Annotated in this window: 23 protein-coding genes and 1 pseudogene; 14 read left to right on the plus strand and 10 right to left on the minus strand. The window is 69.8% G+C overall.

Going from position 1 to position 26,831, the window contains the following annotated elements; translation table 11 throughout:
• Positions 1-230 precede the first annotated feature (230 nt).
• Entirely contained in the window at positions 231-446 is a 216-nt protein-coding gene (locus tag ACWDRB_RS00005; protein ID WP_397374313.1) for a hypothetical protein, read from the plus strand.
• Positions 447-593: 147 nt separating this feature from the next.
• Here the strand turns inward: ACWDRB_RS00005 and ACWDRB_RS00010 are convergent, their stop codons facing one another.
• A complete protein-coding gene (locus ACWDRB_RS00010; protein WP_449891200.1) occupies positions 594-1,415 on the minus strand; it encodes an oxidoreductase in 822 nt (273 codons plus the stop codon).
• A gap of 215 nt (positions 1,416-1,630) precedes the next feature.
• Here ACWDRB_RS00010 and ACWDRB_RS00015 point away from each other — a divergent pair.
• A pseudogene (locus ACWDRB_RS00015) lies at positions 1,631-1,711 on the plus strand (helix-turn-helix domain-containing protein); the annotation flags it as partial.
• 190 nt (positions 1,712-1,901) lie between these two features.
• Entirely contained in the window at positions 1,902-2,294 is a 393-nt protein-coding gene (locus tag ACWDRB_RS00020) for a MarR family transcriptional regulator (protein ID WP_397374311.1), read from the plus strand.
• Between the two features lie 15 nt (positions 2,295-2,309).
• Here ACWDRB_RS00020 and ACWDRB_RS00025 read toward each other — a convergent pair whose 3' ends face one another.
• Complete coding sequence (locus tag ACWDRB_RS00025; protein WP_449891201.1) at positions 2,310-2,918, minus strand: TetR/AcrR family transcriptional regulator; 609 nt, start codon at positions 2,916-2,918, stop codon at positions 2,310-2,312.
• 74 nt (positions 2,919-2,992) lie between these two features.
• Here ACWDRB_RS00025 and ACWDRB_RS00030 point away from each other — a divergent pair, with 74 nt between their 5' ends.
• Entirely contained in the window at positions 2,993-4,180 is a 1,188-nt protein-coding gene (locus ACWDRB_RS00030; protein WP_449891202.1) for a cytochrome P450, read from the plus strand.
• A 58-nt stretch (positions 4,181-4,238) separates the two neighbouring features.
• On the opposite strand, the gene ACWDRB_RS00035 is transcribed toward ACWDRB_RS00030, so the two are convergent.
• Positions 4,239-5,198: a PaaX family transcriptional regulator gene (locus tag ACWDRB_RS00035; RefSeq protein WP_449891203.1), complete on the minus strand. Its 960-nt coding sequence runs from the start codon at positions 5,196-5,198 to the stop codon at positions 4,239-4,241.
• A 369-nt stretch (positions 5,199-5,567) separates the two neighbouring features.
• On the opposite strand from ACWDRB_RS00035, the gene ACWDRB_RS00040 reads away from it, so the two are divergent.
• Positions 5,568-6,551: a cellulose-binding domain-containing protein gene (locus ACWDRB_RS00040; RefSeq protein ID WP_449891204.1), complete on the plus strand. Its 984-nt coding sequence runs from the start codon at positions 5,568-5,570 to the stop codon at positions 6,549-6,551.
• A gap of 50 nt (positions 6,552-6,601) precedes the next feature.
• On the opposite strand, the gene ACWDRB_RS00045 is transcribed toward ACWDRB_RS00040, so the two are convergent.
• Both ACWDRB_RS00045 and ACWDRB_RS00050 read right to left on the minus strand, forming a co-directional pair.
• Positions 6,602-7,276: a DedA family protein gene (locus tag ACWDRB_RS00045; RefSeq protein ID WP_449891205.1), complete on the minus strand. Its 675-nt coding sequence runs from the start codon at positions 7,274-7,276 to the stop codon at positions 6,602-6,604.
• Between the two features lie 123 nt (positions 7,277-7,399).
• A complete protein-coding gene (locus tag ACWDRB_RS00050; protein ID WP_449891206.1) occupies positions 7,400-8,029 on the minus strand; it encodes a TetR/AcrR family transcriptional regulator in 630 nt (209 codons plus the stop codon).
• 100 nt (positions 8,030-8,129) lie between these two features.
• Here ACWDRB_RS00050 and ACWDRB_RS00055 point away from each other — a divergent pair, with 100 nt between their 5' ends.
• The 5 genes from ACWDRB_RS00055 to ACWDRB_RS00075 are packed head-to-tail and all read left to right on the plus strand — an operon-like array spanning position 8,130 to position 13,186.
• Positions 8,130-8,327: a ferredoxin gene (locus ACWDRB_RS00055; protein WP_350722003.1), complete on the plus strand. Its 198-nt coding sequence runs from the start codon at positions 8,130-8,132 to the stop codon at positions 8,325-8,327.
• Positions 8,324-9,520: an NAD(P)/FAD-dependent oxidoreductase gene (locus tag ACWDRB_RS00060; protein WP_449891207.1), complete on the plus strand. Its 1,197-nt coding sequence runs from the start codon at positions 8,324-8,326 to the stop codon at positions 9,518-9,520. The genes ACWDRB_RS00055 and ACWDRB_RS00060 overlap by 4 nt, the downstream gene beginning before the upstream one ends.
• A 17-nt stretch (positions 9,521-9,537) precedes the next feature.
• Positions 9,538-10,755 carry a cytochrome P450 gene (locus tag ACWDRB_RS00065; protein WP_449891208.1) on the plus strand — a complete coding sequence of 406 codons (1,218 nt, stop codon included), beginning with the start codon at positions 9,538-9,540 and terminating at the stop codon, positions 10,753-10,755.
• 14 nt (positions 10,756-10,769) lie between these two features.
• The gene (locus ACWDRB_RS00070; RefSeq protein WP_449891209.1) at positions 10,770-11,726 is read left to right on the plus strand and encodes an SDR family NAD(P)-dependent oxidoreductase; all 957 of its coding nucleotides are present in this window, start codon (positions 10,770-10,772) and stop codon (positions 11,724-11,726) included.
• 41 nt (positions 11,727-11,767) lie between these two features.
• Positions 11,768-13,186 carry an MFS transporter gene (locus ACWDRB_RS00075; protein ID WP_449891210.1) on the plus strand — a complete coding sequence of 473 codons (1,419 nt, stop codon included), beginning with the start codon at positions 11,768-11,770 and terminating at the stop codon, positions 13,184-13,186.
• Between the two features lie 108 nt (positions 13,187-13,294).
• Here the strand turns inward: ACWDRB_RS00075 and ACWDRB_RS00080 are convergent, their stop codons facing one another.
• Entirely contained in the window at positions 13,295-14,323 is a 1,029-nt protein-coding gene (locus tag ACWDRB_RS00080) for an ArsR/SmtB family transcription factor (protein WP_449891211.1), read from the minus strand.
• 113 nt (positions 14,324-14,436) lie between these two features.
• Here ACWDRB_RS00080 and ACWDRB_RS00085 point away from each other — a divergent pair, with 113 nt between their 5' ends.
• Entirely contained in the window at positions 14,437-17,412 is a 2,976-nt protein-coding gene (locus tag ACWDRB_RS00085) for a BTAD domain-containing putative transcriptional regulator (protein WP_449891212.1), read from the plus strand.
• 59 nt (positions 17,413-17,471) lie between these two features.
• Here ACWDRB_RS00085 and ACWDRB_RS00090 read toward each other — a convergent pair whose 3' ends face one another.
• A complete protein-coding gene (locus tag ACWDRB_RS00090) occupies positions 17,472-18,653 on the minus strand; it encodes an MFS transporter (protein WP_449891213.1) in 1,182 nt (393 codons plus the stop codon).
• Positions 18,654-18,845: 192 nt separating this feature from the next.
• On the opposite strand from ACWDRB_RS00090, the gene ACWDRB_RS00095 reads away from it, so the two are divergent.
• Together ACWDRB_RS00095 and ACWDRB_RS00100 are read left to right on the plus strand one after the other, a co-directional pair.
• Positions 18,846-19,034, plus strand: a complete 189-nt coding sequence (locus ACWDRB_RS00095; protein ID WP_449891214.1) for a hypothetical protein — start codon at positions 18,846-18,848, stop codon at positions 19,032-19,034.
• A gap of 312 nt (positions 19,035-19,346) precedes the next feature.
• Complete coding sequence (locus tag ACWDRB_RS00100) at positions 19,347-20,747, plus strand: FG-GAP-like repeat-containing protein (RefSeq protein WP_449891215.1); 1,401 nt, start codon at positions 19,347-19,349, stop codon at positions 20,745-20,747.
• 468 nt (positions 20,748-21,215) lie between these two features.
• Here ACWDRB_RS00100 and ACWDRB_RS00105 read toward each other — a convergent pair whose 3' ends face one another.
• Positions 21,216-21,869 carry a TetR/AcrR family transcriptional regulator gene (locus ACWDRB_RS00105; RefSeq protein ID WP_449891216.1) on the minus strand — a complete coding sequence of 218 codons (654 nt, stop codon included), beginning with the start codon at positions 21,867-21,869 and terminating at the stop codon, positions 21,216-21,218.
• A complete protein-coding gene (locus tag ACWDRB_RS00110) occupies positions 21,866-22,759 on the minus strand; it encodes an alpha/beta fold hydrolase (protein WP_449891217.1) in 894 nt (297 codons plus the stop codon). Before ACWDRB_RS00110 ends, ACWDRB_RS00105 begins: the two co-directional genes overlap by 4 nt.
• Positions 22,760-22,997: 238 nt before the next feature.
• On the opposite strand from ACWDRB_RS00110, the gene ACWDRB_RS00115 reads away from it, so the two are divergent.
• Entirely contained in the window at positions 22,998-24,125 is a 1,128-nt protein-coding gene (locus ACWDRB_RS00115) for a suppressor of fused domain protein (RefSeq protein WP_449891218.1), read from the plus strand.
• Between the two features lie 30 nt (positions 24,126-24,155).
• Here ACWDRB_RS00115 and ACWDRB_RS00120 read toward each other — a convergent pair whose 3' ends face one another.
• A complete protein-coding gene (locus ACWDRB_RS00120; protein WP_449891219.1) occupies positions 24,156-26,795 on the minus strand; it encodes an AfsR/SARP family transcriptional regulator in 2,640 nt (879 codons plus the stop codon).
• Positions 26,796-26,831: the final 36 nt, after the last annotated feature.

The following is a 26,831-nucleotide window of genomic DNA, read 5'->3' on the forward strand; positions in this document are numbered from 1 at the left end:
GGACGCGTCCCGCGGGGATGTGCAGGACGGCGGCGATCGGGGCGGGGGTGTCGAACTTCTGCATCGTGTGCTCCTTGTGCGGTGTTCTTTCGATGCCCCAACGATCGCCGACCGCTCTGATATGGGGCTGTCGCCGTCCTGACGCCGCCGCTGACATCCGGCGGGCCTCTTGCGTTCGTTCAGGGCGAGGCCGGAGGAACTTCGAGAGGGTCAGGGTCGTCATCTCTAACATGGGCGACAAGGAACATAACGATCGGTTCCGGCACCTGCCGGAGCGGCCGGACCCGGCGACGTGGCGGTCTGGTCGGGATGAAGCGCCGTTGCCGCAGGCGATAGCCGAGCCCGCGGATGTGAAGGACACCGGCCTGCGCTGGGTGGCGCCCGAGCTCGAAGCGGCACGGCAGATCAGCGATGCGATCGTACGCCGCCGCGGTTCCCGCGACTGAGCCGCCGCTGTCCACCATCACCGATCTCGATGAGGCCGTCGGTCAACGCCGTAGCGCCAGATTCGGGATGGTCACGTCGAAGCCCACGGCCGGCGACGTGAGCACGAGCGCGATGAGCGCCCACCATCTGCGAGACAGCGTGGCGGCCTACTTCGTGACGTTCGTGAGGAGCTTGTCGAATTCGCGGTCCGGCAACGTCCTGTTGAGCTCCAGGAGCCTTTCGGCCATGTAGCCGACCGCGTAGCGCGTCTCGGGCTTGTCGGCTTCGATGGCCTGCCGGATGGCGGTGGCGACGACACCTGGGTCGCTGGCCGGGGTGTTCTCGCCGAGCTGTGTCTCGGCGCGTTGGGCCATGGCTTCGGCCATCTCCCCGTACGCGGTCGTGCCGGAGATCTCACGGAGGTCCTGTGCCGTGTGGTCTTCGAACTCGGTCTTGACGATGCCGGGCTGGATGATCACGACGTCGATGCCGAACGGCTCCACCTCCATGCGCAGGCTGTCGGAGTAGGCCTCCAGCGCGTGCTTGGTCGCGTAGTACCAGCAGCCGAGCGGCAGCGCGATCTCGCCGCCGATGGAGGAGACGTTGACGATCGTGCCGGACCCCTGCTCGCGCATGTACGGCAGGGCGAGCTGGATCAGCCGGGCCGGGGCGAAGACGTTGACCTCGAACTGGTCGCGTGCCAGGTCGATGAGGATGTCCTCGGCCGCGCCGTGCAGGACGGTGCCGGCATTGTTGATCAGGACGTCGATGCGGCCCTGTTCGGCGACAATGGCGCCGATGACGTGTTCCAGGTCCTCCGGCCGGCGTGCGTCCAGCGCCAGGGCGTGTCCGCCGGCGTCGCGGATGTCGTCCATCTTGTGTACGCGCCGCGCGGCGCCGTAGACGATGTGGCCGGCGCGGATGAGTTCGAGTGCGGTGGCCTTGCCGATGCCGGCGGAGGCGCCGGTGACGAGTACGACCTTTTTCATGGTGGAACCTCCTCTTCGGTCTGGGTGAACGCTAGGGTCGTGTTCTGAGATGAGACAACTTGAAGAATTCATTTGCGCAGGTCAAAGGCCATGTATTGGTGCAATGACTTTGTAGCTGAGTGCAACTGCCTTGCAGCACCGAGGGCTCGACCGGGGAGGATGACATGCCGGGAGACCGGCTGACCGCCGAGGATCGTCGCCGCATCGCCGAAGGCCTGGCGGCCGGCTTGACCTACGCGGAGATCGCCCGCCGGCTGGGACGGTCCAGGTCCACCGTCACCCGCGAGATCGCCAGGAACGGCGGCCCGCACGGCTACCGGGCGGCGCGCGCCCAGCATGCGACGAACTGGCGCGCCCGCCGCCGCAAGCGCGCTCCCCACGCCGGCGTTCCGCACACCACCGACAACCGTGACGTCCGCACAGCCCGGGAGTTCGAAGAACAGTTCGTCGCCATGATGATCGAGGGCGGGATGGCACCCATGACAGATGACAGCCAGGGTGTTCGCCGCGCTGTTCCTCAGCGAGGGCGGCAGCCTGACCGCCACGGAACTCGCCCGGCAACTCCATGTCAGCCCGGCGACGATCTCCAATGCCATCAAGTGGCTGGAGCAGCGGCAGATGGTCGCCCGGGAGCGGGAGGCGCGCCGGGTGCGGTACTTCGTGGACGTGGACGTCTGGTACCACACGTGGGCGGCCAGCGCCAGGTCGATCGCGATCTGGGCCGACACCACGCGACACGGCGTCGGGATCTTCGGCAGCGACACACCCACCGGCGACCGGCTCCGTACCACCACCCAGTTCTTCGAGCTCCTCGGCCACGACATGGGCCAGGCGGCCGAGCACTGGCGGCAGGCCCTCTCCATGCAACGCCAGCGGTGAACTCCGGCGGTCGCGTCAGGAACCGTCGAGGCTCGACAGCCCGTTGACCGCGATCTCGATCCCTCGCCGGCCGGCGGTCAGGACGTCCTCGTTGGAGCCGCCCTGCTGCTGGGCGACGAGCCCCGCCACGGCCAGCGCGCCCATGAAGCTGCCGACCGCCGCTCCCGCCGACACGGGATCCAGCTCGGGGTAGACCTCGCACAGGGCCCCGGCCAGCAGGGGCTGCTCCTGGAGGATGAGCGTCAGCCCGCGTGCCCGCAGCGCGGGCTCGGTGAACACCAGCCGGGCCCGCAGCGGCGACAGCGCGAAGTCCAGCTCGTCGCCCTCGGCCAGGCTGCGCACCAGGGCCTCGAACATCCGGCCCAGCAGATCCCCCAGGGGCTCCCCCGGTTTCCGCCCGGCGATCACCTCGAGCATGATCTGCCCGCGATCCTCGGCGTTCAGGAAGAGCACTTCCTCCTTGCTCGCGAAGTACGCGAAGAAGGTCCGGGGTGCCACGTCGGCCGCCGCAGCGATCTCGGCGACAGTGGTCTGCTCATAGCCCCGTTCACTGAACAGCCGCACCGCGGCCTCCAGCAGCGCACGACGAGTGCGGGCCTTCTTGCGTTCGCGATGACCTTCCACAGCGCAACCCTACAGCATGCCCTGCGTTTATGCATAGCTTGCAATTTCGCAGTCTATGCGCTTTTCTTGCGGGCATGGACATCCTCGAGAGTCTGCCGGTCGAACGGGAGGACCCGTTCCAGCCGCCTGCTCTACTGAAAGAGCTCCACGGACCGCTGCACCCGATGACCTACGCCGACGGGCGGCTCGGCTGGCTGGTCACCGGCTACGCCGAGGCACGCGCGGTGCTCGACGACCCGCGCTTCAGCAACACCCAGCAGGGCGCCGCCCCGCCGATCAAGGAGCTGGCGCCGCCCGAGGGGCTGACGGATCTGGTGATCCCGCCAGGCTTCTTCATCGCGATGGACGACCCTGAGCACTCCCGTTACCGCAAGCTGCTGACCGGGCACTTCAGCATGCGGAAGATGCGAAGGCTGGAGCCCAGGATCCAGGAGATCATCGACGGTCAGCTCGACGAGATGGCCCGCTCCGGGGCTCCCTCGGACCTGGTCAAGACGTTCGCACTGCCGATCCCGTCGCTGGTGATCTGCGAGCTGCTCGGCGTGCCGTACGGCGAGCGTTCACGCTTCCAGGACGCCACCGCGCGGGCGGTGAACCTCGACAACACCATCGAACAGCGGGGTGCCGCGAGCGCCGAGCTGATGGGCTACCTGTCCGAGCTGGTCGGGCGCAAGCGGGCCGAGCCCGGCGAGGACCTGCTCAGCGAGCTGGTCACCGGTGGCGAGCTCAACCACGAGGAGCTCACCGGTGTGGCCACGCTGCTGCTGACCGCCGGGCACGAGACCACCGCGACCATGCTGAGCCTGGGCACGTTCCTGCTGCTGTGCCGCCCCGAGCAGGCCGACCTCGTACGCACGGATCCCGCCGTCGCCGAGACCGCGGTCGAGGAACTGATGCGCTATCTCAGCATCACGCACATCGGCCCGATCCGGGTCGCCAGGGCCGACGTGCCCCTCGCCGGGCAGACGATCAAAGCCGGCGAAACCGTGACGATCTCCCTCCCGGCCGTCAACCGCGACGCGACCCGCTTCCCCGCCCCCGACCGCTTCGACGTCACCCGCCAGGCCACCCAGCAACTGGGCTTCAGTCACGGCATCCACCAGTGCCTGGGCCAGCAGTTGGCCCGGCTGGAGATGCGGCTGGCCTATCCGGCGCTGCTGCGCCGCTTCCCCGGGCTGCGACTGGCCGTGCCCGCGAAGGAGGTGCCGCTACGGCCTCGGGCCGCCATGTACGGCGTGGCCGCCCTGCCGGTCACCTGGTAGTGGCGCCCGCCGGCAGCCTCCTCCGGCGCTCCGACTGACCCGCGGCGCCGGACAGGGTTCATCCCGGCCGTCCGCTGATGCGTTCCCACTCACGCATCCCGTCCGGCTCCCACCTCGCGTGTTGCCGCTGGAAGAGCGTCGCGGCGCGAGCGCCGCTCCACTGGGGAGGCAGCAGCTCGGCGGGCAGCGCGGGATCGACCAGCGCAAGCCGGCGCCACGCGTGCACCAGTTGCGTCAGCCTGACCAGCGGATCGTTCGAAGGCGGCCGCGTGAACTCAGCCAGGAACGCCTCGTACTGCCGCGCGACCTCGTCAAGGTCCCACGCCTGGCGGACAAGCGTCGACACCTCACCGCCGGCGAGGTACTCCGACAGGAAGACCTGCGCCTCCTCGCGAACCCCCGCTTCGTCAAGGACGAACTCGGCCTCGCCGACCCGGTCGGTGTGCGTGCTGACCCACACCCCCGGCGCCGGGTTGCCGAACCCCGCCCATCGCAGTCGCGTGCGCAGCAGGTGGCGTCCGGCCCGATTCGTTTCCGCGGCTCGGGCCAACACCACCAGCCACCGGCCGTCCCACTCCGGCTGAGTCGCGGTGAAGCCGAAGATCCGTTCAGCGCCAAGGTCGAGGAACTGCGTGAACGCCGGGCTGAGGTGCCACCACGTGTATCGCCCTTCACGTTCGGGAGTGAGCCAGCCGTCCGCGGAGGCACGCGCAAGGGCCTGCCGGCAGGCTTCCTCCTTCACGTCGAAGCGGCCCAGCGCATCGACGAAGGCCGAAGTGGGCGCCGGCAGCCCCGTCGGCCTCACATGATTGCCGAGAACCGTGATCAACAGTCCCCGCGCACCGCCCGTGCCTGCGGCGTAGCGGCGGGACAGGACGAACCTCTCCTCGGCGGCGTCGTCGAACGGGCCGGCCGGCGTCGTTTCGTCCCGAGGCTCAGACATGCCGGTGCCGTGGATCAGCTCTGCGGCTGCGGGCGACGTCTGAGCGCATGGGCGGATTGTAGTGCGGTCGGCCACTCGATCACCGATCGGCCGCGCCTGGCAGGGAACCATCCTGAAGATCGCGCCGGCACCACTGTGGAACTTTCATCGTCACAGCTTCGCGACCAGGCCGCCACCAGCCGAAATGCCCTGAACGTATGACGCAGACATTGACCACCGTCGCGCAAATGTCTTACGTTCGTCCGCGTACGGCAGGTGTCGGTGGAGGCAGAGATGGCTTCGATCACGGGCGGGCTCGCCGTTGCCGCAGGTGCCACGCTGATCGGGCCGACCGCCGATCTCGAGGCGGAGTCCGCCGATGACAGATCGCTCCCGCGCCGTAACTGTTGACGCCCACCTGTGATCGCAAGCCCACCACGGAAGTACGCAGTTGAGGGAGAAGCGATGCACCTATCTCGGTTACGTCTCCTCGTCGCCGTCATCGTCTCAGCAGCGGCGACCGCCGCCGTCAGCGGGGTTGTGACGAGCGCGCATGCCGCGACCGGTTGCCGCGTCACCTACTCGGTGGCCTCTCAGTGGACGGGAGGTTTCACCGCCAACGTGAGCCTGACCAACCTGGGTGATCCCATCACCGGCTGGACGCTGACCTGGTCGTTCGGCGCCGGCCAGCAGGTGACCCAGGCATGGAGCGCCACGGTCGCCCAGAGCGGTACGCAGGTGACCGCTCGCAATGCCGGTTGGAACGGCACCCTCGCCACCGACGGCAATGCGAGCTTCGGTTTCAACGGCTCGTGGAACAACAGCAGCAACCCCGTACCGTCCGCCTTCGCCCTCAACGGCGTGACCTGCACCGGCGGTACGGGCGAACCAACGCCGACGGTCACCCCGACCGGCCCTCAGCAAGCCAACTCGATGGGCTTCATCGGCTGCTCCATGGCGGAGAACGTCGCCCAGGGATACGTCGCGGTCGGCGGCAAGCGCATGTGGGGCCCGTACGGGACGGGCGGTCTGGTCGTGCAGTCGTGGACCGACCCCGACTCCAGCGCCTGGCAGAAGTTCGACCAGCAGGTGAGCAGGTTCGGCAGGCCGACGGCCGTGTGGGTGCAGATCTGCGTGTTCAACGCCAACGCGACCTATGACGAGGTGAAGCGGCTCATCGCCAACGCGCGCCGGCACGCCGCCTCCGGCGCCAAGATCTACATCACCGGTCAGCCCCTCTACGATCCCGGCCAGACGTGTTTCCTGGCAGGCGCCACCGGCCCGCAGCTGACCGACAGCCTCGCCAGGCAGGCGGCCGCCGACCCGACGCAGAACGTGACCTACTCCGGGACGTTCCGGCTCAGGAGCAACGAGGTCGCCGACGGCTGCCACGCCAACACGGCAGGCCAGCAGTCGCTCGGCAGGCAGGCCCAGGCGTTCTGGGGATAGCCGACGAGCCAGGTCGGCGTATCCGCAGGCGCGAAGGATTCGGCGACCTTTCAGCGCCTCGCCTCGAGATCGGGACCCGGGTCCTCCGGGCCGCTGGGCACTGTGGTCATCGCCGACGTCTTCGCGCGGGCATCCTTGCGGAGCTTGCGGATCACGATGACCACGGCGACCACCAGGAGCAGCCCGCCCAGGATGATGAGCATCAGGTTGTCGGCGTTCTTCAGGCCTGCGGCGACCGCGATGCCGACCAGCAGGGGCATCGCCGTCGAGCAGGCGGCGCCTGCGGCCACCGGTGGCAGGAATGTGCGGTAGGGCATGTGCGCCGCTCCGGCGACGGCGGGTACGAAGCTGCGGACGAGCGGTATCAGCCGGCCGGTGAACACGGCTTGGCGACCGTGTCTTCGGAGCAGGGCCGAGGCTCTGTCCCAGCCGTCCCCGCCGTACTTGCGGATGAGCTTGGTATTACGCAACGGAGGGCCGACGCGGCGGCCGAGCTCGAACCCGATCACATTGCCGACCAGGGCGCCGACCGTGACCGCCGCCCACATGAGCAGAAACTCCGGCACCGAGTTGATGGTGGCCGCCGCGATCAGCAGCGCCGCCTCCCCCGGAAGCAGGAACCCGACGCCGATGATGGCCTCTCCCAGCGCGATCGCTCCTGCTCCCGCCAGCATCGCGGGCTCGGGCAACGACTGCAACCACTCAAGCACATTGAAGAACGCCATGACCGGCACCTCTCAGATGGATCTCTCCGGAATCAACTGGCAGCATGCTGACAATTATTTAAGCGCACATCAGGGTTCACCCTGATATCAACCCCGACATTGACTACCGATGGAGAGGGAGGGTCAGCCGAACAGGCTGCCCGCCCGTGGCTTCTTCACCACGGGCGCGGCCGGCGGCTGGACGGTCGCCGTGGCGGGCGAGAGGCCGTCGAGGACGAAGCCCAGGTAGCGGCGCCAGCCCTCGGTCTCGGGGTCCATGGTCCAGAGCACGCTGGTGAGCATGGCCATGATCCGGCCCAGGTCCTCCGGGACGAGGTCGGCCCGGAGCAAGCGGGCCTGCTGGGCCCGGCGCATGAGCACGATCATGGCCTCGAAGAACGCGGTGGACAGGTCGGGCGTGAGGGAGTCGGCGCTCTTGGCGGCGGCGAGCGTGCTCATCTCGCGGGTCACCATGGCGAGCGCGGCCTCGATCAACGTGGTCAGGCCCTGCAGCGGGTCCTCGTCGTCGAGCGCCCGCTCGATCGCCGGCATGAGTTCCTCGGCCACCCGCTGATCGAGAACGGCCTTGATCAGGTCACCGCGGCGCGGGAAGTGGCGGTAGAGCGTCCGGATGCCCACCCCGGCGCGGCGGGCGATCTCCTCGAGTGACACCTCAGGGCCGTCGTCGGTGAAGGCCGCGTGGGCAGCTCGCACGATGCGTTCGACGTTGCGCGCGGCGTCGGCCCGCAGGTGCCGCTCAGTCTCTGTGGCCATCAGCAGAGCATATCAACTGGCAGGTTCCTGCCAGTTGTGCTAGCTTCTGCCCCACGAGGGGAACTGGCATCACACTGCCAATTGCTCGGGGAGGAGTCCGATGAAGGTGAACGTGGCCGCCGACAAGTGCGTCGCCGCAGGTCAGTGCGTGCTGCTCGCGCCGGACGTGTTCGACCAGCGGGACGAGGACGGCGTCGTCGTCCTGCTGGACGAGACTCCCGGCCCGGAGTCGCACGACGCGGTCCGGGAGTCGGCCATGGTGTGCCCGGCCGCGGCCATCCACCTGGCGGAGTCGTGAACCGGTTGGTGATCGTCGGGGCCTCGGCCGGCGGGCTGGCGGCGGCGGAGTCGTTGCGCCGGGCGGGATTCGAGGGCGTGATCACGCTCGTCGGTGACGAGCCTCGGCCGCCCTACGACCGGCCGCCGCTGTCCAAGCAACTGCTGACCGGGCAGTGGGCGCCGGCCAGGCTCGCGCTGCGTTCGGCTGACGACCTCGACGCGCTGGGGCTGGAGCTGCGGCTGGGCCTGCCGGCGACCGGGCTGGACCCGGGCCGGAAGAACGTGATGCTGGCCGACGACACCCGCGTCCCTTACGACGCTGTGATCATCGCGACCGGCGTCCGTGCTCGCCTCCTGCCCGGCGCCGATGGTCTGGCTGGAGTGCACACGCTGCGCACCCTGCCGGACGCGCTGGCGCTGAAGGAAAGACTCCGGCCGGGACGGCACCTGGTGATCGTCGGCGCCGGGTTCGTCGGCGCCGAGGTGGCCGCCACCGCCCGCGCTCTCGGGGTCCGGGTGACGTTGCTGGAAGCGGGGCCGACGCCGCTGGGACAGGCCGTCGGCGAGGAAGCCGGACGGTTCCTGACCCGGCTGCACCATGACCACGGCGTTGCCGTGCGCACAGGAGCCGTGGTCACCGAGATCCTCAGCGCCGAGGGCACGGTGACCGGCGTGCGTCTGTCCGATGCGACCGTCCTGCCGGCCGACGACGTGCTGGTGGCCATCGGCTCGGTACCCAACACCGAATGGCTGGCAGGCAGCGGTCTGGCCGTCGACGACGGACTGGTATGCGACCAGTTCTGCTCCGCCGCGGAGAACGTGTACGGGGTAGGTGACGTGGCCCGCTGGCACAACCCGCTGTTCGGCACCGCGATGCGGATCGAGCACCGCACCAACGCCGCCGAGCAGGGTATGGCCGTCGCCCGCAACCTCCTCGGCGAACCCCGCCCGTTCGCCCCCGTCCCGTACTTCTGGTCCGACCAGTACGACGTCAAGATCCAGGCCTACGGCCACCTGCGCGACCATGACGAGGCACTCGTCATGGACAGCGACTTCTCCCGGCGGCAGCTCCTCGTCGCCTACCGCAGAGGCGAGCGCGTCGCCGGCGTGCTCGCCATCGGCAAATCGCCCAAGATCCTGCGCGCCTGGCGCTCCCTCATCGCGGCCGGCAGCCCGTGGACCGCCGCTCTCACCAGCCCGACCGCCGCATGACCCAACAGGAGGTTTCCATGAGCACCGCGACCGATGCCAACGCCGCGGACCTTCCGATCTTCCCTGGCGATCGTGAAGCCCGCTGCCCGTTCAACCCACCCGCCGAGTACACGCGCTGGCGCGAGGAGGAGGGCCTGCGCCAGGTGAACTGGAACGGTCACACCGTCTGGGCGGTGAGCCGGTACGAGGACATCAAGACCGCCATGGCCCACCCGGCGATCAGCGCGGAGGTCCTCGGTGTGCTGCAGGGCCACGGGAAGCACGAGGGCCCCAACGCGCCGGAGACCTTCCCGAGGATGGACGATCCGGAGCACGCGCGGCTGCGCCGCATGCTCACCAAGGACTTCACGGTCAAGCGGGTCAACGCGATGCGCCCGGACATCGAGGCGATGGCGAACGAGTTCATCGACGCGATGGTGGAGAAAGGGCAGCCGGGTGATCTCGTCCAGGACTACGCGCTGCCCATCCCGTCGCTGGTGATCTCGCTGCTGCTCGGGGTGCCGTACGCCGACCACGGCTTCTTCCAGGGCATCACCGGCAAGCTGATGAACATGAACACCCCGCCCGAGGAGAAGCTGAAGGCCTCCCGGGAGTTCTTCGGCTACATGATGGAGCTGGTGGCCCGCAAGGAACGCGAGCCGAGCGATGACCTGATGAGCCGGGTGATCCGCGAGCACGTACAGACCGGGGAGCTGCGCCGGGAGACCGCGGCGATGAACGGGGTCATCCTGCTCAACGCCGGCCATGAGACCACCGCCAACATGATCGCGCTCGGCACGGTCGCGTTGCTGCAGAATCCGGACAAGGCGGCCGTGCTCCGCGACACAGACGACCAGAACGTGATCGCGAACGCCGTCGAGGAACTACTGCGCTACCTCACGATCGTGCACAGCCTCATCGCCCGGATCGCCAAGGAGGACGTCGAGATCGGCGGCACGCTCGTCCGGGCCGGCGAAGGACTGATCATGAACCTGCCGGCGGGCAACTGGGATCCCGCGTTCACCGACCGGCCGGAGGTCCTCGACCTCGACCGCCCTGCACGGGGGCACATAGCTTTCGGCTACGGCGTGCACCAGTGCATCGGTCAGACCCTTGCCCGCGCCGAGCTCCAGATCGCGCTGCCCACCCTGCTGCGCCGGCTTCCCGACCTTCGCCTCGCCGTCCCGATCGAGGAGATTCGCTTCCGCAACGACATGAGCATCTACGGCGTCCATGCGCTGCCCGTCGAGTGGTGAGGAGGAGGCGCGACATGACCGAACTCACCTTCGACGGCAGGACCGCCATCGTCACCGGTGCCGGCGGCGGGCTCGGCCGGGAGTACGCGTTGCTGCTGGCCGCCCGTGGCGCGAAAGTCCTGGTCAACGACATCGGCGGCTCGGTGACCGGCGACGGCCGCGACGTCGGTCCGGCCGAGACCGTCGCCGCCGAGATCCGCGCCCGCGGCGGCGACGCGATCGCGGACACCGGCGACGTGGCGACGCCGGACGGCGGCGCGGCACTCGTCCGCGCCGCGCTCGACACGTACGGCAGGATCGACATCCTCGTCAACAACGCGGGCATCCTGCGGGACGCGCTGCTCGAGGACACGACTCCCGACGTGCTGGACCCGGTCCTCGACGTGCACGTCAAGGCTCTGTTCCACGTGACCCGGCCGACGTGGAAGGTCATGCGCGAGCAAGGTTACGGCCGAGTCGTCAACACCACCTCGGCCGCCGGACTGCTCGGCAGCCCGCACAAGAGCAACTACGGCACCGCGAAGGCGGGAGTGGCCGGCTTCACCCGCGTCCTCGCCGTCGAGGGCGCCGAGCACGGCATCAAGGTCAACGCCATCGCCCCCATCGCCGCCACCCGCATGCTCGTCAGGCACCTCGGCGAAGGCTCCCGGCTCGACCCCGCGAACACGGCCATGGTCAACGCCGTCCTCGGCAGGCTCGATCCCGCGCTGGTGGCGCCGGTGGTGGCGTTCCTCGCGCACGAGGACTGCCCGGTCACCGGCGAGATCTACACCGCGGGCGCCGGGCAGGTCGCTCGCTTCTTCATCGGCAGGACACCCGGCTACCACCACCCGGACCTGTCCGTCGAGGACGTCCGGGACCACCTCGCCGAGATCCGCGACGAGACCGGCTACACCGTCCCGGCCGGTCCCGGCGAGGAGATCGCGCAGTTGCTGCGGGCCGTCACCCAACCGGGCCTCGTGCCCGAGTAGCGATGCGTACCGACGTAACCCTTGGGGAGGAGCCGACTCCCGTGCTCCCCCGGCGCACGAGGCCCACGCTCGTGCTCGCGTTCCTGGCGCTGGCCGGAGTGGTGTTCGCGATGCTGCAGTCGCTCGTCGCTCCGGCCCTGCCCGTCATCGCAGGCGAGTTGTCCGTGTCAACGGCGGACATCAGCTGGCTCGTGACCGCCTACCTCCTGGCCGCCGCGATCGCGACCCCGGTCGCGGGCCGGCTCGGCGACATGTTCGGCCGCCGCCGGGTACTGCTCATCGTCCTCGGCGTGCTCGCCGTCGGCACTCTGGTCGCCGCGCTGGCCGAGACTCTCGCTGTCCTGGTGACCGGCCGGGTACTGCAAGGGGCCGGGGGCGCGATCCTGCCGCTGGCGTTCGGCATCGTCCGGGACACGCTGCCGCCCAAACGGGTCGGCATCGCCGTCGGTCTGCTGTCGGCTCTGCTCGGCACGGGCGGTGGCCTCGGCACGGTGCTGGCGGGACCGATCGTCGCCACCCTGAACTGGCACTGGCTGTTCTGGTTCCCGCTGATCCTGATCGGTCTCGCCATGGCGGGGGTGGCGTTCGGTGTCCCGGCACTCCCCGTTCGCGCTCCGGGCCGCATCGACGTGCCGGGGGTGCTGCTGCTGTCCGCCGGTCTGGTCTGCCTGCTGCTGGCGCTCAGCAAGGGCGGCGGCTGGGGGTGGGCGAGCGGCCTGACGCTGGGCCTGTTCGGCGGGGCCGCCGTGACCCTGGCCATATGGGTCGCGGTCGAGTTGCGAGTCCGCGTCCCGCTGGTGGACATGCGCATGTTCGCCGGCCGGGGCGTGTGGACGACCAACCTCGCCGGCACCGCCTTCGGCGTCGTGACGTTCGGCTCGTTCCTCCTCGTGCCGCTGCTGCTCCAACTGCCCACCGCGACCGGCTACGGCCTCGGCAAGTCCGTCAGCGAAGCCGGCCTGTTCCTCCTGCCCGCGACCGTGGCGATGGTGGTGTTCGCGCCGCTGTCCGGTGCCCTGAACCGCCGCTTCGGCGCCAAACTCCCACTGGTGACGGGCATCCTCATGGCGACGTCCTCGTTCGCGCTGCTCGCCGTCGCTCACGACGCGGCGTGGCACATCCTCACCGCGGTCACCCTCATGGGCATCGGTATCGGTCTGGCGTCCGCCGCCATGACCAACGCGATCCTCGCCACCGTCCCGCCGTCCCAGACCAGCGTCGCCACGAGCATCAACACCCTCGCCCGCACCATCGGCGGCAGCATCGGCACCGCCGTCCTCGCCGCGGTCCTCTCCGCGAACACCTCCCAGGGCATCCCCACTGAGGCCGGGTTCACCGTCAGCTTCTGGATCTGCTCGGGTGTGCTCGTCCTCGCGGTCCTCGCCGCCCTCGCGCTTCCCACTCGCCGGCATCGTGACAACCCTGGACCTCGATCAGCGACACCCGTCGAATCGACATGACAACGAGGACGAGAACGGCGCGGTGGAGATGTTCGCATGGGGATGGCTGACCCGGACTGGCCGATCACGTCCGCAGTGGTACGGCGGCGATGCCGCCGCCGGAGCCGATCACCAGCGCGGGCGCCGATCTCCAGCGGGCCTGTCGGCCGTGGCGCCCGCCAGCAGGGCCGCACCCAAGGGGGTGATGGTGTGGAGGACCTGGGCGCCCGTCCTCCGGCTGACGATCAGGCCCGCCTCACGCAACACCTGGGTGTGCTGGCTCACGCCGGAGGCGTGGATCCGCTGGCGCCGAGCGAGCTCGCCGGTCGTCGCTCCGTCGACGGTGGCACGGAGGATGGCGGCGCGGGTGGGACCCAGCAGCCGGGCGACAGGAGCACCGGACGTCGGCAGCTCCTTCGTCGCCGCCGACGGCTGAAACCGCTGGATCGGATAGACCAGCACCTGCGGCAGTTCGGGATCCGCCAACGGCACGGGCGCCCCCCAGCAGAAGTACGAGGGGATCAGCACCATCCCTCGTCCCCCGAGATGCACGTCCCGGTCCACCGGATGATCCATCGACAGCACGGGCGGCTCCCAGCGCATGATCGGCCGGAAACCGGCCAGCATGCCGCCGGCCCCGCCGTCCAGGAACGCGCGTCCGCGTACCGCCCGGTCGGCATCCACCATGCTGTGGATGTCGGGCCAGTACGGGGCGATGGCCGTGTCGAAGTAGGTGTGCAGTCCGTGCTGCAGGTCGTGGAAGGCATCCCGACGGCCGTCGGCCAGTCCCCAGGCCCATGACGGCGTACCCGTCCTGCCCGCCAGCTTGTCCAGCTCCCGGCGGAGCAGTCGCCGTGGTGTGCTCAGTACGGCGTCCACCCCCGCGTCCAGCCCGAGAACGCCGTCAGGCGGGGTGAGGAAGTCGGGGAAGTAGGAGGAGGTGCTGGGGAAGAGCGGCGCGAGGACCCGTCGCACCGCGGCCGTGCCGCCCGTCCTGGCCAGATCGTGCCGGGTACGGCTCCGCCAGACGGCGAACGCGCTTCCGCCCCTGCGCCCCACCAGGCGGTACATGCTCAGCGCGATCTCCCACAGTGGATCCGCCGTCGTGGCGATCCGCGTCCGCGCAAGGTCCTCACTCGTGAAATGGATCCGCAACATTCGACTTCGCTGTTCACGCTGGGCTTTTCAGTCATGACTGCAGAGCGTGGACGCTTGTCACACCCACGAACATGATTATTGACAAACGGGGTGAAAATCGTAAAGGGCCATCCATGACCGTGCGGTTCCATGTTCTCGGGCAGATCGAGGTGACCGTGCACGGGGACGTGGTGGATCTGGGCTTACGCCAGCGCGATTCGCTCGCGCTGCTGCTGCTTCGTGCCAACCGCACGGTCACCGTGGACCAGCTGGTCGAGGTGTCCTTCGCCGATCCGGTGCCCGAGTCGGCCTGGCGGCAGGTCCGGAACACCGTGGGACGGCTGCGCAGGACCTTGGCCGCGGCCGGCTGCCCCAGCGTGATCAGGACCAGGCCGGGCGGCTATCTGCTCGAGACCGGACCGGAAACCCTTGACCTGCTCGAATACGCCGGCCACGTCGAGGCGGGCCGCCGCGCCGCCGCCGAGGGCCGGCATGCGCAGGCTGTCACGTCCCTGCGGGCGGGGCTGGCGCTGTGGCGGGGTCCCCTCCTTTCCGGCATCGACGCCACCGTCCTGGAGGCGGAGAAGACCGGCATGGAGGAGGCCCGCCTGGCCGTTCTGGAGGAGTGCCTGGAGCTGGAGTTGCGCCTCGGCCGGCACCGCGAGCTGCTGTCTGAGCTGGCCACGCTGACCGGCGAGCACCCCATGCGCGAGCGGATGTGGGAGCTGCGCATGCTGGCCCTCTACCGGTGCGGCGCCAAGGCCGACGCGCTGGCGCTCTACCAGGCCGCCCGCCGAACCTTCGTGGAGGAGCTCGGACTCGAGCCCGAGCCACGCCTGGCGCGGTTGGAGCAGGCCATTCTCATCGGTGATCCCTCGCTCGACCTCGACCGGAAGCCCGATCGGCCCCGCCCGGGTCAGTTGCCGCCCGACGTACCGGACTTCACCGGGCGGGATCGGGCTGCGGCCGAGTTGGAGGCGGCGCTGCGGCCGGAGGTCGGGCCCGCGGTGGCCGTCCTGATCGTCACGGGCAAGGCCGGGGTGGGCAAGACCACACTGGCCTTGCACATCGCGCACCGCGTGCGGGCGCGGTTTCCGGACGGCCAGCTGTTCGCCCGGCTGCGTGCCGTACAGGATCGGCGGGTGGTGCCCGGGGAGGTTCTCGCGCAGTTCCTGCGCGCGCTGGGTGAGCCGGTGCAGGACCTTCCCGCCGACGTGCACGAGCGTGCGGCCAGGTTCAGGGAACTCCTGTCGGAGCGGCGCGTCCTGGTCGTGCTGGACGACGCCGTCGACGAGGCGCAGGTGCGGCTCCTGCTCCCGGGCGGCGCGGGCTGCGCCGTGCTGGTGACCAGCAGATCGAGACTGTGCGCCCTGCCCAGCACCGGCCGCGTGGAGCTGGGGGAGCTCGAAGCCGCCCAGTCCGTACGGTTCCTCGCCAAGGTCACGGGCACTCACCGTCTGCGGGCCGAACCGCAGGCCGCGGACGAACTCGTGCGGCTGTGCGGGAACCTGCCCCTGGCGCTCAGGATCGCCGGTGCCCGGCTCGCCGGCCGGCCGCACTGGCGGATCGGTCACATGGTGGAGCGGCTCAGCGACGGGCGGCGGCGGCTCGACGAACTCGCGCACGGCGATCTGGAGGTGCGCAGCAGCATCGCGCTGTCGGCTGAAGGGCTCGACCCGGCCGCGCTCCGACTACTCTCGGGACTCGCGCTGACCGACACCCCGGACCTGCCCGGCTGGACCGCGCTCGCCGCGAACGGGTCGCCCGACCTCGTCGACAGCCTGGTCGACGCCCAGCTCCTGCAGGTCGCCGGGCCCATGCGGTACCGCTTCCACGACCTGGTCCGCCTGTACGCCCGTGAGCTCGGCGAGCCCGAGGCCGTCCCCCGCGTGCTCGCCGGCTGGCTGGCGCTGGTCGAACGGGCACATCGCGCGGTCTACGGCGGCGACTACGCGGTCCTGCACGGCACCGCCGCCCGATGGCAACCACCGGGCCAGGACATCGTCGACACCGAACCCCTGGCCTGGTACGAAACCGAACGCCCGAACATCGTCGCCGCCGTCCGCCAAGCCGCCGCACTCGGGCTCGACGAACTGTGCTGGGACCTGGCGGTCAGCGCGGCGTCGCTGTTCCAGACCCGCGGACACTACGACGAATGGGAGGAAACTCACCGCGTCGCGCTCGCCGCCACCCGCGCGGCCGCCAACACCCGCGGCTCCGCCGCCCTGCTCACCGGGATCGGCCTGCTGGAGGCGTACCGGCACCGGTACGGATCGGCCGCCGCCGCCGTGGAGGAGGCCCTGGAGCTCTTCGAAAGCTGCGGCGACCGGCACGGCTGGGGCCTGGCGAACGGGGTGGCCGCGTTCACCGCAGGCATGCGAGGCCTGTACGCCGAGGCCGTCGAGCAGTGCGAGCGCGCCCTCCACGCGGTACGCCAGGTCGGCGACGCCGGGGCGGAGATCCTCGTGCTGCGCCTGCTGGGCCAGCTCCTGCTGGACGTCGGCCACCTCGACTCCGCCCGCCCGTACCTGGACAAGGCCCTTGCCGCGAGCCGGGCCGTCGACCCGCACATCCATCCAGAAGTCGCCTACCGGATCGGCGAGCTGCTCCTCGCCTCAGGACGGCTGGAGGAGGCGGAGCAGGCGTTCACCGACCTGCTCGCCACCGTCATCGGCCTCGGCGACCAGCGGGGCGAGGCTTTCGCCCGCTACGGCCTGGGCTGTCTGCACATCGAGCGGGATCGTCTCGCCGCAGGTGAGGAATACCTCCATCACGCGATCGAGCTGGCCGGTGTCGTCGACGAGCCTCTGGCAGAGGCCAAGGCGTGGCTGGCGCTCGGCGCGGCGAGCAGGTTGCGCCGTGACCACGAAGGGGCGCTGCACAGGTTCGGCCAGGCCGAGCGGCTCGCACAGGCCATCGACTCGCCGATCTGGCAGGCCCGCGCCCTGCACCAGGTGGCCGAGGTGCACGACGAGCGTGGCTGTGAGCCGTCGGCCGCCGCGGCCCGTTCCCGGGTACGCGATCTCATCGCCGCCGTCGGGGGCGTTGCCCCCGACATCGAAGCGGGAGTCCCCGCCCGGCGGGTCCATCGGACACGCCGGGCGGGCTGAGCGAACTCACTACCACTCGACCGGCGCGTGCCAGTCCGTTGCGGGTCTGAATTCCATGATCACTCCTCCTTTCCTGCGTACTCGTAGGTGTGCCGGGTCGCCCGCCGCCAGGCGACGCCGGCAGGAACGGCGGCCAGCACTCCGACCGCCGCGAACGTCACGATGCTCGCCGCAGGTCCAACCGCCTCGGCGAGCAGGCCGGAGCCCAGGATCCCGAGGCCTTGCGCGGCGAACAGCCCCGACGCCGCGATTCCGACCGCTTGACCGCGGTACTCGACGGCAACTGCCATGACGAACGTCGCGTTCGCGACCACCTGGTAGGCGGCGAAGACCCCGGACAGCACGAGCAGCACCAGCGACGACCAGACCGGCGGCTCGAACACCATCGCCAGCAGAGGCACACCGGTGAGCACCGTCAACGGGCCCAGTAACCGGGACCGGAGCTCGGCCGCCACCAGGCGGGTGAGCAGCAGGCCGCCGACTGCCGAGCCGACCGACTCGGCGGCCAGGAACAGGCCGGCGGCCACCGTTCCCGCGCCGATCTGACCCGCGTACGGGACCGCGAGGCCGAGCGGCGCGACGTAGAAGCCGTAGGTCCAGGCCAGCGACACCAGCGCGCGTAGCTTGCAGTCGCGCCGGACGAGCCGCATCCCTGCCCGGGCCGAGCTCAGCATCGTCGCGTCCCGCCTGCTCGCGGGGCGCGGCCGGAGGCCGAATCGGAACAGCAGCGCGGAGACGGCGAACGTGCCCGCGTCCACCAGCAGCGCCATGTGCGGCCCAGCCGCGCTCACCAGCACACCGCCGAGGGCGAATCCGCCGAAGTAGGAGATCTGCGCGGCCGTGGACATCACCGCGAGCCCCATCGTGTAGCGATCGCCGGTGAGCATGACCGACATGTTCGCCGACCGCGCGGCGCGCGCCGGCGCGTTCGCCGCCTGCACCAGGAACACGAGCAGCCACAGCACGGGCAACGGCACACCGGGGATCGCGACGGCGGCGATGAGCGCGGCCCGGACGAGGTCGCACGCCACCATCACCTCCCGTCGCGGATACCGGTCCGCGAGCCCGCTCAGCAGCGGGCCGCCGAGCAACTCGGGCACGTACGTGAGCGCGACGCTGATCGCGGTGAACACCGGCGAGCCGGTGCCGGCGTAGACGAGGATGGCGAGAGCCAGCCGCGCGACCTGATCGCCCGCGGTCGAGAGACTCTGGGCCGCCAGCAGCACGCGGAACTCCCTCACCGCGAACACCTCACGAAAACCCGGCGGACGCTGTCCCATGTTCGCCTGCCCCCAAACGCCGATGCGCTCCGAGCGGCAGCATCGCCCGCCGCTGTCATATCGGCGTCATAACCCTGCGGCTATGACGCGGCTATGACGCCTCCCGACGACTCTGGGCAGCAATCCAGATCCGCTCCAGACAGGGGGAGAAACATGCGAATCGTCACCGGAATTGTCGCCGCAGCCATGGGTGTCGCGCTGCTGATCGGCCCGACGGCTCAGGCCGCGTCCGCGGCCTCGGACAGGGGCGGGCTCGGCGGCAGCAGCGGGCTCGGTCCGAGCAGCGGAATCGGCGGGGGCAAGGGGTACAGCCGGGGCAACGCGGGCAGGTTCGGCGGCTAGTCATTGCTCCATCGTGCGGCCCGTTGTGAGTGGCGGGGGCGGGCAGCCATCCCGCTCCCACGACGCAGGGATCCCAGCGGGCCGCACAAGTAGCCCGGTAACCGGCGGTGCCGGGGAGCCCGCCTGGTCACGCCTCTGAAGCCGAGCCCGGGATCCGAGTCTCGGCCTGCCTGCGTGGAGCTGGCCGTGTCGACCATGACGTCCGCCCCTGGCTCCGACGCATGGGCATTACGGGGACCATCGCCGGCGTGATGAACACCTTCCGAAGGCGTGTCTCAAAACTTCCGAACCTCTCCACAGAAAGGGTTACGCATGCGTATCCGATTGTCGGCCCGTCGCGCTCTGGCACGGGTGCTGGCCGTCACGGTCGCCGCCACTTCCGGTCTGGTCATCGTGTCTTCCAACGCCGCGGCTCCTGCTCAAGCCTCCACCATCAGACAGCGGATGGTGGAGATAGGGAACCGCGAATACAAGGACGACAGCAGGAATCACGAGATCGGCGGTCACAACTGCAACTTCTATTCGGGTCAAATGGGCGCGGGTGACCCCTGCGGCACGCAAGGCTGGCGCGCGACCGACTGGTGCGCGCATTTCGTCAAGTACATATGGCGCGAAGCGGGCGGCGTCGAGGACGTCGAGACGATCGGCGGCCGCGTCATCAATTTCAAGGAGTACGGCGAGCAGCATGGGACATGGCATCCGATCGGTGACGGATACTCGCCCCGGCCCGGCGACGCCGCCGTATATCCGGACACCGACAATAATGGTTTTCCAGAACACATCGGCATGGTCCTCGCCAACTCCGGCGGAGTCGTCACCACCGTCGAGGGCAACATCCCCGACCGGATCGGCCTGCGGGAGAACTCGCGGCTCATGGGATACGTGTCGCCTGTCATCCCCGACGACAAGAACAGGATCCCGGACGTGAGCGGTGACGGCTTCGCCGACATTCTCGCGACCAGGCAGGACGGCACGCTGCACTATTTCGCGAACAACTTCAACGTCTCACAGACGGCCCCGTACGGAAACAGCCGTCAGATCGGCAGCGGCTGGACCGACATGAAACATGCCGCACTCGGTGACGTCAACGGCGACGGCTACGCCGACATCCTCGCGATCAAATCAGACGGGACCCTGCGCTACTACGGCAACAACTTCAAAGCCTCCCCCACCGCCCCTTACGGCAACGGCTACCAGGTCGGCAGCGGCTGGGCCGGCATGACCCACTTCGCTGCCGCAGACGTCAACGGCGACGGCTACGCCGACATCCTCGCCGTCGACGAAACGGGAAACCTCCGCTACTACGGCAACAACTTCAACGTCTCCCCCACCGCGCCCTACGGCAACGGCTACCAAATCGGAACCGGCTGGGCCGACATGAACCACCTCACCGCCGCAGACGTCAACGGCGACAGCTACGCGGACATCCTCGCCATCAAACCAGACGGGACCCTGCGCTACTACGGCAACAACTTCAAAGCCTCCCCCACCGCCCCTTACGGCAACGGCTACCAAATCGGAACCGGCTGGGCCGACATGAACCACCTCACCGCCGCAGACGTCAACGGCGACAGCTACGCGGACATCCTCGCCATCAAACCAGACGGGACCCTGCGCTACTACGGCAACAACTTCAAAGCCTCCCCCACCGCCCCTTATGGCAACGGCTACCAAATCGGCAGTGGCTGGAGCGCCATGACCCACGTCCTCTGACCGACCTGGGTCGGCATCGGTGGTGCCTTACAAGGTGATACCGGTGAGGTTTCATGAGTGGCTGGGCGGCGCAAACGGTCGCGTTTTCGCCGCCCAGCGCGCTCCCGTAGGACGGATGGATGGCGAAGTTGCGGGTGGCGGGTGTGCCGACGACCGCTGGGGATGGCGGGCTTCGAGGACGCCCCTGATTTCGTCCAACGCCTGAGCGCTTGCCTCCGCCGAGGGTCCCTGCTCGAATTCGCCGGCCTTCGACGCCTCCTGCCGAGCTCGACCGTACCGCCCTCGGCCTTTCGCTCGGCGCGTAGCTCCGGCTCGTCCTCTGCGGCGGCGGCCAAGACCGCGAACATGAACCGGCCTTCCTCGGTGTCCAGGTCAAAGTCCTCGGTCAGCGAGACGACCCAGCTCGGTGACCACGGTCGGCACGCGCGCTGCCGAGCGGCCCCACCGGTGATCTTGCTGGTTGCCTGGTCAGTCGGCGGAGTGCTGGAAGCCGCGCAGCATCGCGGTGACCCCCATCTCGAAGTGGTCGTCGAGGGTGGTGGCGTCGGCGGCTTCGGCGAGCACGTTGTAGTCGGGACTGCCGGGCCGCGGTTTGCGGCTGCGCCGCTCCGCGCCGAGCCGGGTCACGGCGATGGCCAGGGCGTGGCCGATGGTGAACTCGCGCAGGCAGCGTGCTATGCGCAGGGCGAGCGCCGGGGGGATGCCGTCGGCATGGAGTTTGGTGAGCATCTTGACGCCGGTGTCGATGGAGGCGGGCGAGCGCACCGGCCGGGTCGCGAACACCTGCACGGCGTGGGGGTGGCGCAGGAGGGTGTCGCGCAGCCGCAGGCAGTATTCGCGCGCCAGGTCCTGCCAGGGGCCGTCCCAGGGCAGGGTGTCGACGTCGATCTCGGTGAACAGCGCCTCGGCGACGCCGTCGAAGAGCGCCTCCTGATCGTCGTAGTAGCGGTAGGCGGCCATCGGGTCGAAGCCGACCGCGGTGCCGAGCTTGCGCATGGAGAACTTGCGCAGGCCGTGGGCGTCGATGAGGGCGAGAGCGGCGACGGCGAGGTATTCGCGGGTGAGAGTGGGCCGGGTGGGCGGCTCCGGCAGCGTACCCGGCGGTCTGGGGTCGGCCGTCATGCTGCGAAGCCCTCCAGGATCGTGGTGAGTGTCTTGGTGAATTCCTCCGGGTGCTGCATGTACGGGACGTGGCCGCCGGGGAACTCCTGGCAGAGTATGCCAAGGCGCTCGGACAGCACGTGCGCGGGAGTGTAGTAAGGCTTGCCGACGCTGTCGCGCCCGGTGGCCAGGCACCACGGCGCCGTGGTGGCGGCCAGCGCGGACAGGTCGGGCTGGTAGTCGAAGCAGAAGGCGGGTAGCTCGCGGCGCAGCATGAGCTCCGCGTTGTGGAGTTGACGGGTCATCGCATCCGGTTCGCGCCGGGTGAGCCTCCGCGCCAGGTCGCCGGCGGCGAGCATGAGTTGGGTGCCGGCGGCGATGACGGTCTGGCCGGTGGGCGACAGGAAGATGCGCGGGGGGTCGGGCAGCGTCATCGCGCCGAAGGCCGCGAAGGCCCGCATCAGGTGCCCGTCCTGGCCGAGGCGGCCGATGTGGTCGATTTCCCGCCGTTCGGCGGAGTCGGCCGGCAGGAGCTGGACCAGCGGCGCCTCGTGCACGACGGCGCCCAGCAGGCGGCCGGGATGCCTGATCACCATCTCCAGGGCGATGATCGCGCCCCCGCTGTTGCCGAAGACGTAGGCGCGTTCGAGGCCGTGGTGGTCGAGGACGGCGACCGCGTCGTCCGCCTGCGTTGCAGGCGTGATCGAGGCGTCGGGGTAGGTGAACGGGCTGCGTGAATTGCCGCGCCGATCGTAGGTGATCACGGTGTACGTCCGCGTCAGCAGCGGGACCACGTCCGCATACATCCCGGCATCGCCTCCGCCGCCGGAGATCAGCAGCAGCGGGGGCCCGTCACCGGCAAGTTCGACGTGTAGCCGAGCTCCGGGCACCTCAACCGTGTCGCTCGTCATGGCTCTCCTTCCTGATGACGCCAAGCACGCGTCTACACTGTAGCGCGTGTCTACACCGTAGACAGATGGGACAGCCGAGAGCACCGCCGCGATCGCCCTTGCCGGGCCGCTGCTGACCTGCCCGATCTCGCGGCGAACGACAGGAGGGCTGCCGTCGTGTTCCAGGGATTCAAGGCGAGTGGGACACCGCAGCACTACGATCTTGATGGTCTCCCACCCCCTGTGAAAGAGGCCACCAGTGGTCACGCGCTCCGAACTCGTCCGGGTCTTCGGCACGGACGGCATCGTCACGCTCGACCGCGACCAGGTGGAGGAGCGCGGCTTCCGGCCAGCGGACGTTGAGCTGCTGTGCGAGGTCGGCCTGCCGGTCACCGCCGACATTCTCTTCACGATGCACGTGGACGGTCCGTTCGATGCCTTCACGGTCTTCGATGCCGAGACCCCGAACCGACCCGCACGCTTCATGATCCTCGGTAAGGGCCGTACCGACGACCGGATCCGCTACGCCGTGGAGCTGGAGAGCAGCAACGTCTACCTGCTCGCGCTGGAGGACGGCGTGCCCACTCCCGAGCCCGAGACCATCAACACCTCGCTCGGCGCGTTCGTGGAGTTCCTGTACCGAATCGAGCTGTGCGCGCAGGAAATGGGCGGGGCGGACCTCGAAGAGTCGCGCGCGTACCTCGAGAAGCTCGTCGCCGACCTGAGGACACATGACGAGCGCGCTCTCGCGCCGGACACGTTCTGGGGCGGGCTGATGGACGCCTACCTTCACGGCGGTGTCCCCCGATGGCGCAAAGGCAGCCGACAGGCGATCGTCACCGCGTTGGAGGCGCACCTCCCCGATGACGAGCCGCTGCGCTGGGCGACCAACATCCCGGTGGGTGAGGGCGTCCAAGAGCTGAGCGCGCACCGCGCGGACGGCTACTGGCTGCTCGTCACGTGGGGTTTCAGCGACCTGGACGGTCTGCTCGACGTCGACCCCGAACCGGGTGCCGGCGGCCTCGGTTTCGAGCTGACGATGCGCGTCCCGCGCGACGAAGGCGACGAACTGCCGCCTAGCTGGGCACTGGCGACACTGCAGAATCTCGGCACGTACGTGTTCGGCGAGGGCTACCCGTTCGCCGATGGGCACCGGATGGGTGTCGGCGGGCAGCTCGGCCCCGAGACCAGCAGACTCAACGCGCTGGTCTTCGTCACCGACCCGCACCTGGGCGTGATCGATGCCCCTGACGGCCAGGTCGCGTTCATCACCGCCGTGGGCGTCACCCGCGAGGAACTCGCCGAAGCGAAGGCCACCAGCAACGACGCGGTGCTCGCCCGCCTCACCGGGGCGAACGGTGTCCCGCTCACCGACGTCACTCGGTGAGCCACGATCGACGTCGATGGCGACCCTTCATCATGAGGAACCGCCGGAGTCCCCAAGCGGCCCTCCGAGAAGTGGATCCGGCCTGCCCCAGCGCAAGACGGTGACCTCGGTGCTCGGGTCGCCGGCCCGCGACAGGCCCTCGGCCGCCTGGCCGCGGACGTCGCCCGTGGCCGGCGCGCAGCGTAACGCGATCTCGTGCGTGGTGTGCCATTCGTCGTCGAGGCCGCGGGTCTCGAACAGGTGCATGGCGGTGGAGGCCAGCTCCCGGCACAGCGGGCCGGCGCCCAGGGCGGCGCTCTGTCGTACGGCGGCGACGATGCCGGCGCGCTCGGCGTCCACCCAGTCGAGCGGGTCGCGGCGGACATGGCGGTCGGCGGCCTTCGCCTCCGGTGACCCGAGCGGGCCGCGGCCGTGCGGCAGCCGGTGGTCGCCGCCGCACAGCCGGATGTGCGCTTGCCGGGTCAGGGCGAGCCAGGCGCTCAGCGCGCGGCGCAGGGCGGCGTCGCGCTCGTGTTCGCTCTCGTCGGCTTCGGCGCACTCGCGGGCGTAGACGCGAGTCAGGTCGTGGAAGCGGAACCGGGTCCGGCCGGAGGGGTCGCGCCGGGCGTCGAGCAGGCGTACGTCCACGAGCTCCTCGAGGAGGTCCTCGGCCTCGGCGTCGGGCAGGTCGAGCAGGGCGGCGGCCACCCAGGCCGCGAAGTCCGGCGCCTCCAGCGTGCCGAGCAGGCGGAACAGCCGCCGCGCCGGGGCGGTCAGCCTGTGGTGGCCGACCGCCAGGCTGGCGCGTACCGTCTGGGAGCCGTGCGAGAGCTGGCTCAGCCGGTCGCGGGTGTCGCTCAGCCGCGTGACGAGCTGGGCCAGGGCCCAGTGCGGGCGGGCGGCGAGCCGGATGCCGGCGATGCGCACCGCCAGGGGCAGCCCGCCACACCATTGGACGAGCAGGTCGGCGTCCGCGGGCGCCCCGGCTGCGCGCTCGGCGCCGATCAGGCCGCGCAGCAGTTCGAGCGAGTCGCCGGGCGGCATCACCGGCAGGTCGATCAGCCGTGCCGCGGGCAGGGCGGTCAGCCGGCGCCGGGCGGTGACCAGCACCGCGCATTCTGGCGTGCCCGGCAGCAGCGGCTGGATCTGGCTCTCGTCGGCGGCGTCGTCGAGCACGACCAAGTAGCGGCCTTTGGCGAGGATGCTGCGGTACAGCTCGGCCCGCTGGTCCAGACCCGCGGGGATGGCGGTGCCGTCCACGCCGAGCGCGCGCAGGAACCGGCCCAGCGCCTCCTCCGGATCGACGGGACGGGCGTCGCCGCCGCGCAGGTTGACGTAGAGCTGCCCGTCGGGGAACTCCGGGCGGACCTGATGCGCGGCATGTACGGCGAGGGTGGACTTGCCGATGCCGCCCTGACCCGAAACCACGCACAGCGGCAGGGGCGTTTGATCGCCGCCGGGGCACAGTGCCTCGACCGCCGCCGCCAGCTCGTCCTGCCGGCCGACGAAATCGGCGATGTCCGCCGGCAATTGGCAGACACCTCCTTCGATCGGCGCGCGGTCAGGCTCGCCGCCCAGGACCGCGACCCGCAGCCGCCGCGGATCCCGGCCCGGCCCGATGCCCGGCTCCTCCACCAGCACGCCCCGCGCCCGCTGCTCTTCCTGCGCCAGGGCGAGCATCAGCAGGTCCCCGGCCTGCTCCTCCCACGGCTGGTCGCCGATGACCTCTTGGGCATGACCGAGACCAGGCGTCGTCTCGGCGCGGTCGAGCCGGTCCTGTGTGCCGCGGCCCGGCGCCCCCTCCAAGGGCGCGGCGGCAGGCTCCGGCCCGCCCTTCTCGGCCGCGAACCGGGCGAGCCGCGCTTCCTGGTCGATCGTGAGCGGATCGGCTTCTTCGGCGTCGCCCGAAGAGTTGAGCTCCGGGGGAGCCTGGCCCATCGGCGATGCGCGCCTGGCCGTAGGTTCGGTGCCTGCGAGGACCGCGACGTGGAGCTGCTGGAGTTCTTCACCCGGCTCCACACCGAGCTCGTCGACGAGCACCGATCGGGCGCGCCGAAAGGACTCAAGGGCTTTGTCGCGTTGCCCCGCTCGTGCGTACCCCAGCATGAGCAGCCACCAGGCGTGCTCGTTCATCGGCTGCTCGGCGACAAATGGACGCAGGTCCTCGATCACTTCCTTGGGCCGGCCGAGGGCGAGTTTCGTCTCGGCCCAGTCGAGTCTCGCGATGGCAAGTCGCTCCTCCAGTCCGGTGACCTGAGCGGCCAGGAAACCGGCGAGCCAGGTATCTTCCGCGGGCCTCCCACGCCACAATGCGAGAGCTCTGTGAAACTGCCGGTCCGCGGCGTGCAACTCTTCCTGTGCGGCATGGCTGCGGGCCGCACCTATCGCCTCCTCGAACTGCAGGAAATCCACTTCCGCGACGTCCGCCTCGAGAAGGTATCCATGCTCTTTGGTGAGCAGTCTCGAGCCGAATGGCGCCACTCTTCGTAACTGAGCGATGTAGGTGTGCAAGTTATGGACGGCCGAGGCGGGAGGGGTGTCCCACAACGCCTTCACCAGCCGTTCCTTGGACACCCGGGTGTTGACGTTGATGACCAGAGCGGCGAGCACCGCCCGCTGCTTGCCGTTGAGATGGACCGGCCGCCCGTCGGCCCCGCACACCTGTACCGGCCCCAGAACCTTGATCGTCATGTCCACCTAGGTGATTCCTCTCCAGCGGCAGTTTTA

Source organism: Nonomuraea sp. NPDC003707, from assembly GCF_053587055.1.

Excerpts from the sequence above, each read along its gene's own strand:
- ACWDRB_RS00005 (WP_397374313.1), top strand. The coding sequence starts at position 231 with ATGGGCGACAAGGAACATAACGATCGGTTCCGGCACCTGCCGGAGCGG.
- ACWDRB_RS00010 (WP_449891200.1), bottom strand. The coding sequence starts at position 1,415 with ATGAAAAAGGTCGTACTCGTCACCGGCGCCTCCGCCGGCATCGGCAAG.
- ACWDRB_RS00020 (WP_397374311.1), top strand. The coding sequence starts at position 1,902 with ATGACAGCCAGGGTGTTCGCCGCGCTGTTCCTCAGCGAGGGCGGCAGC.
- ACWDRB_RS00030 (WP_449891202.1), top strand. The coding sequence starts at position 2,993 with ATGGACATCCTCGAGAGTCTGCCGGTCGAACGGGAGGACCCGTTCCAG.
- ACWDRB_RS00040 (WP_449891204.1), top strand. The coding sequence starts at position 5,568 with ATGCACCTATCTCGGTTACGTCTCCTCGTCGCCGTCATCGTCTCAGCA.
- ACWDRB_RS00045 (WP_449891205.1), bottom strand. The coding sequence starts at position 7,276 with ATGGCGTTCTTCAATGTGCTTGAGTGGTTGCAGTCGTTGCCCGAGCCC.
- ACWDRB_RS00050 (WP_449891206.1), bottom strand. The coding sequence starts at position 8,029 with ATGGCCACAGAGACTGAGCGGCACCTGCGGGCCGACGCCGCGCGCAAC.
- ACWDRB_RS00055 (WP_350722003.1), top strand. The coding sequence starts at position 8,130 with ATGAAGGTGAACGTGGCCGCCGACAAGTGCGTCGCCGCAGGTCAGTGC.
- ACWDRB_RS00065 (WP_449891208.1), top strand. The coding sequence starts at position 9,538 with ATGAGCACCGCGACCGATGCCAACGCCGCGGACCTTCCGATCTTCCCT.
- ACWDRB_RS00070 (WP_449891209.1), top strand. The coding sequence starts at position 10,770 with ATGACCGAACTCACCTTCGACGGCAGGACCGCCATCGTCACCGGTGCC.
- ACWDRB_RS00080 (WP_449891211.1), bottom strand. The coding sequence starts at position 14,323 with ATGTTGCGGATCCATTTCACGAGTGAGGACCTTGCGCGGACGCGGATC.
- ACWDRB_RS00085 (WP_449891212.1), top strand. The coding sequence starts at position 14,437 with ATGACCGTGCGGTTCCATGTTCTCGGGCAGATCGAGGTGACCGTGCAC.
- ACWDRB_RS00095 (WP_449891214.1), top strand. The coding sequence starts at position 18,846 with ATGCGAATCGTCACCGGAATTGTCGCCGCAGCCATGGGTGTCGCGCTG.
- ACWDRB_RS00100 (WP_449891215.1), top strand. The coding sequence starts at position 19,347 with ATGCGTATCCGATTGTCGGCCCGTCGCGCTCTGGCACGGGTGCTGGCC.
- ACWDRB_RS00105 (WP_449891216.1), bottom strand. The coding sequence starts at position 21,869 with ATGACGGCCGACCCCAGACCGCCGGGTACGCTGCCGGAGCCGCCCACC.
- ACWDRB_RS00110 (WP_449891217.1), bottom strand. The coding sequence starts at position 22,759 with ATGACGAGCGACACGGTTGAGGTGCCCGGAGCTCGGCTACACGTCGAA.
- ACWDRB_RS00120 (WP_449891219.1), bottom strand. The coding sequence starts at position 26,795 with ATGACGATCAAGGTTCTGGGGCCGGTACAGGTGTGCGGGGCCGACGGG.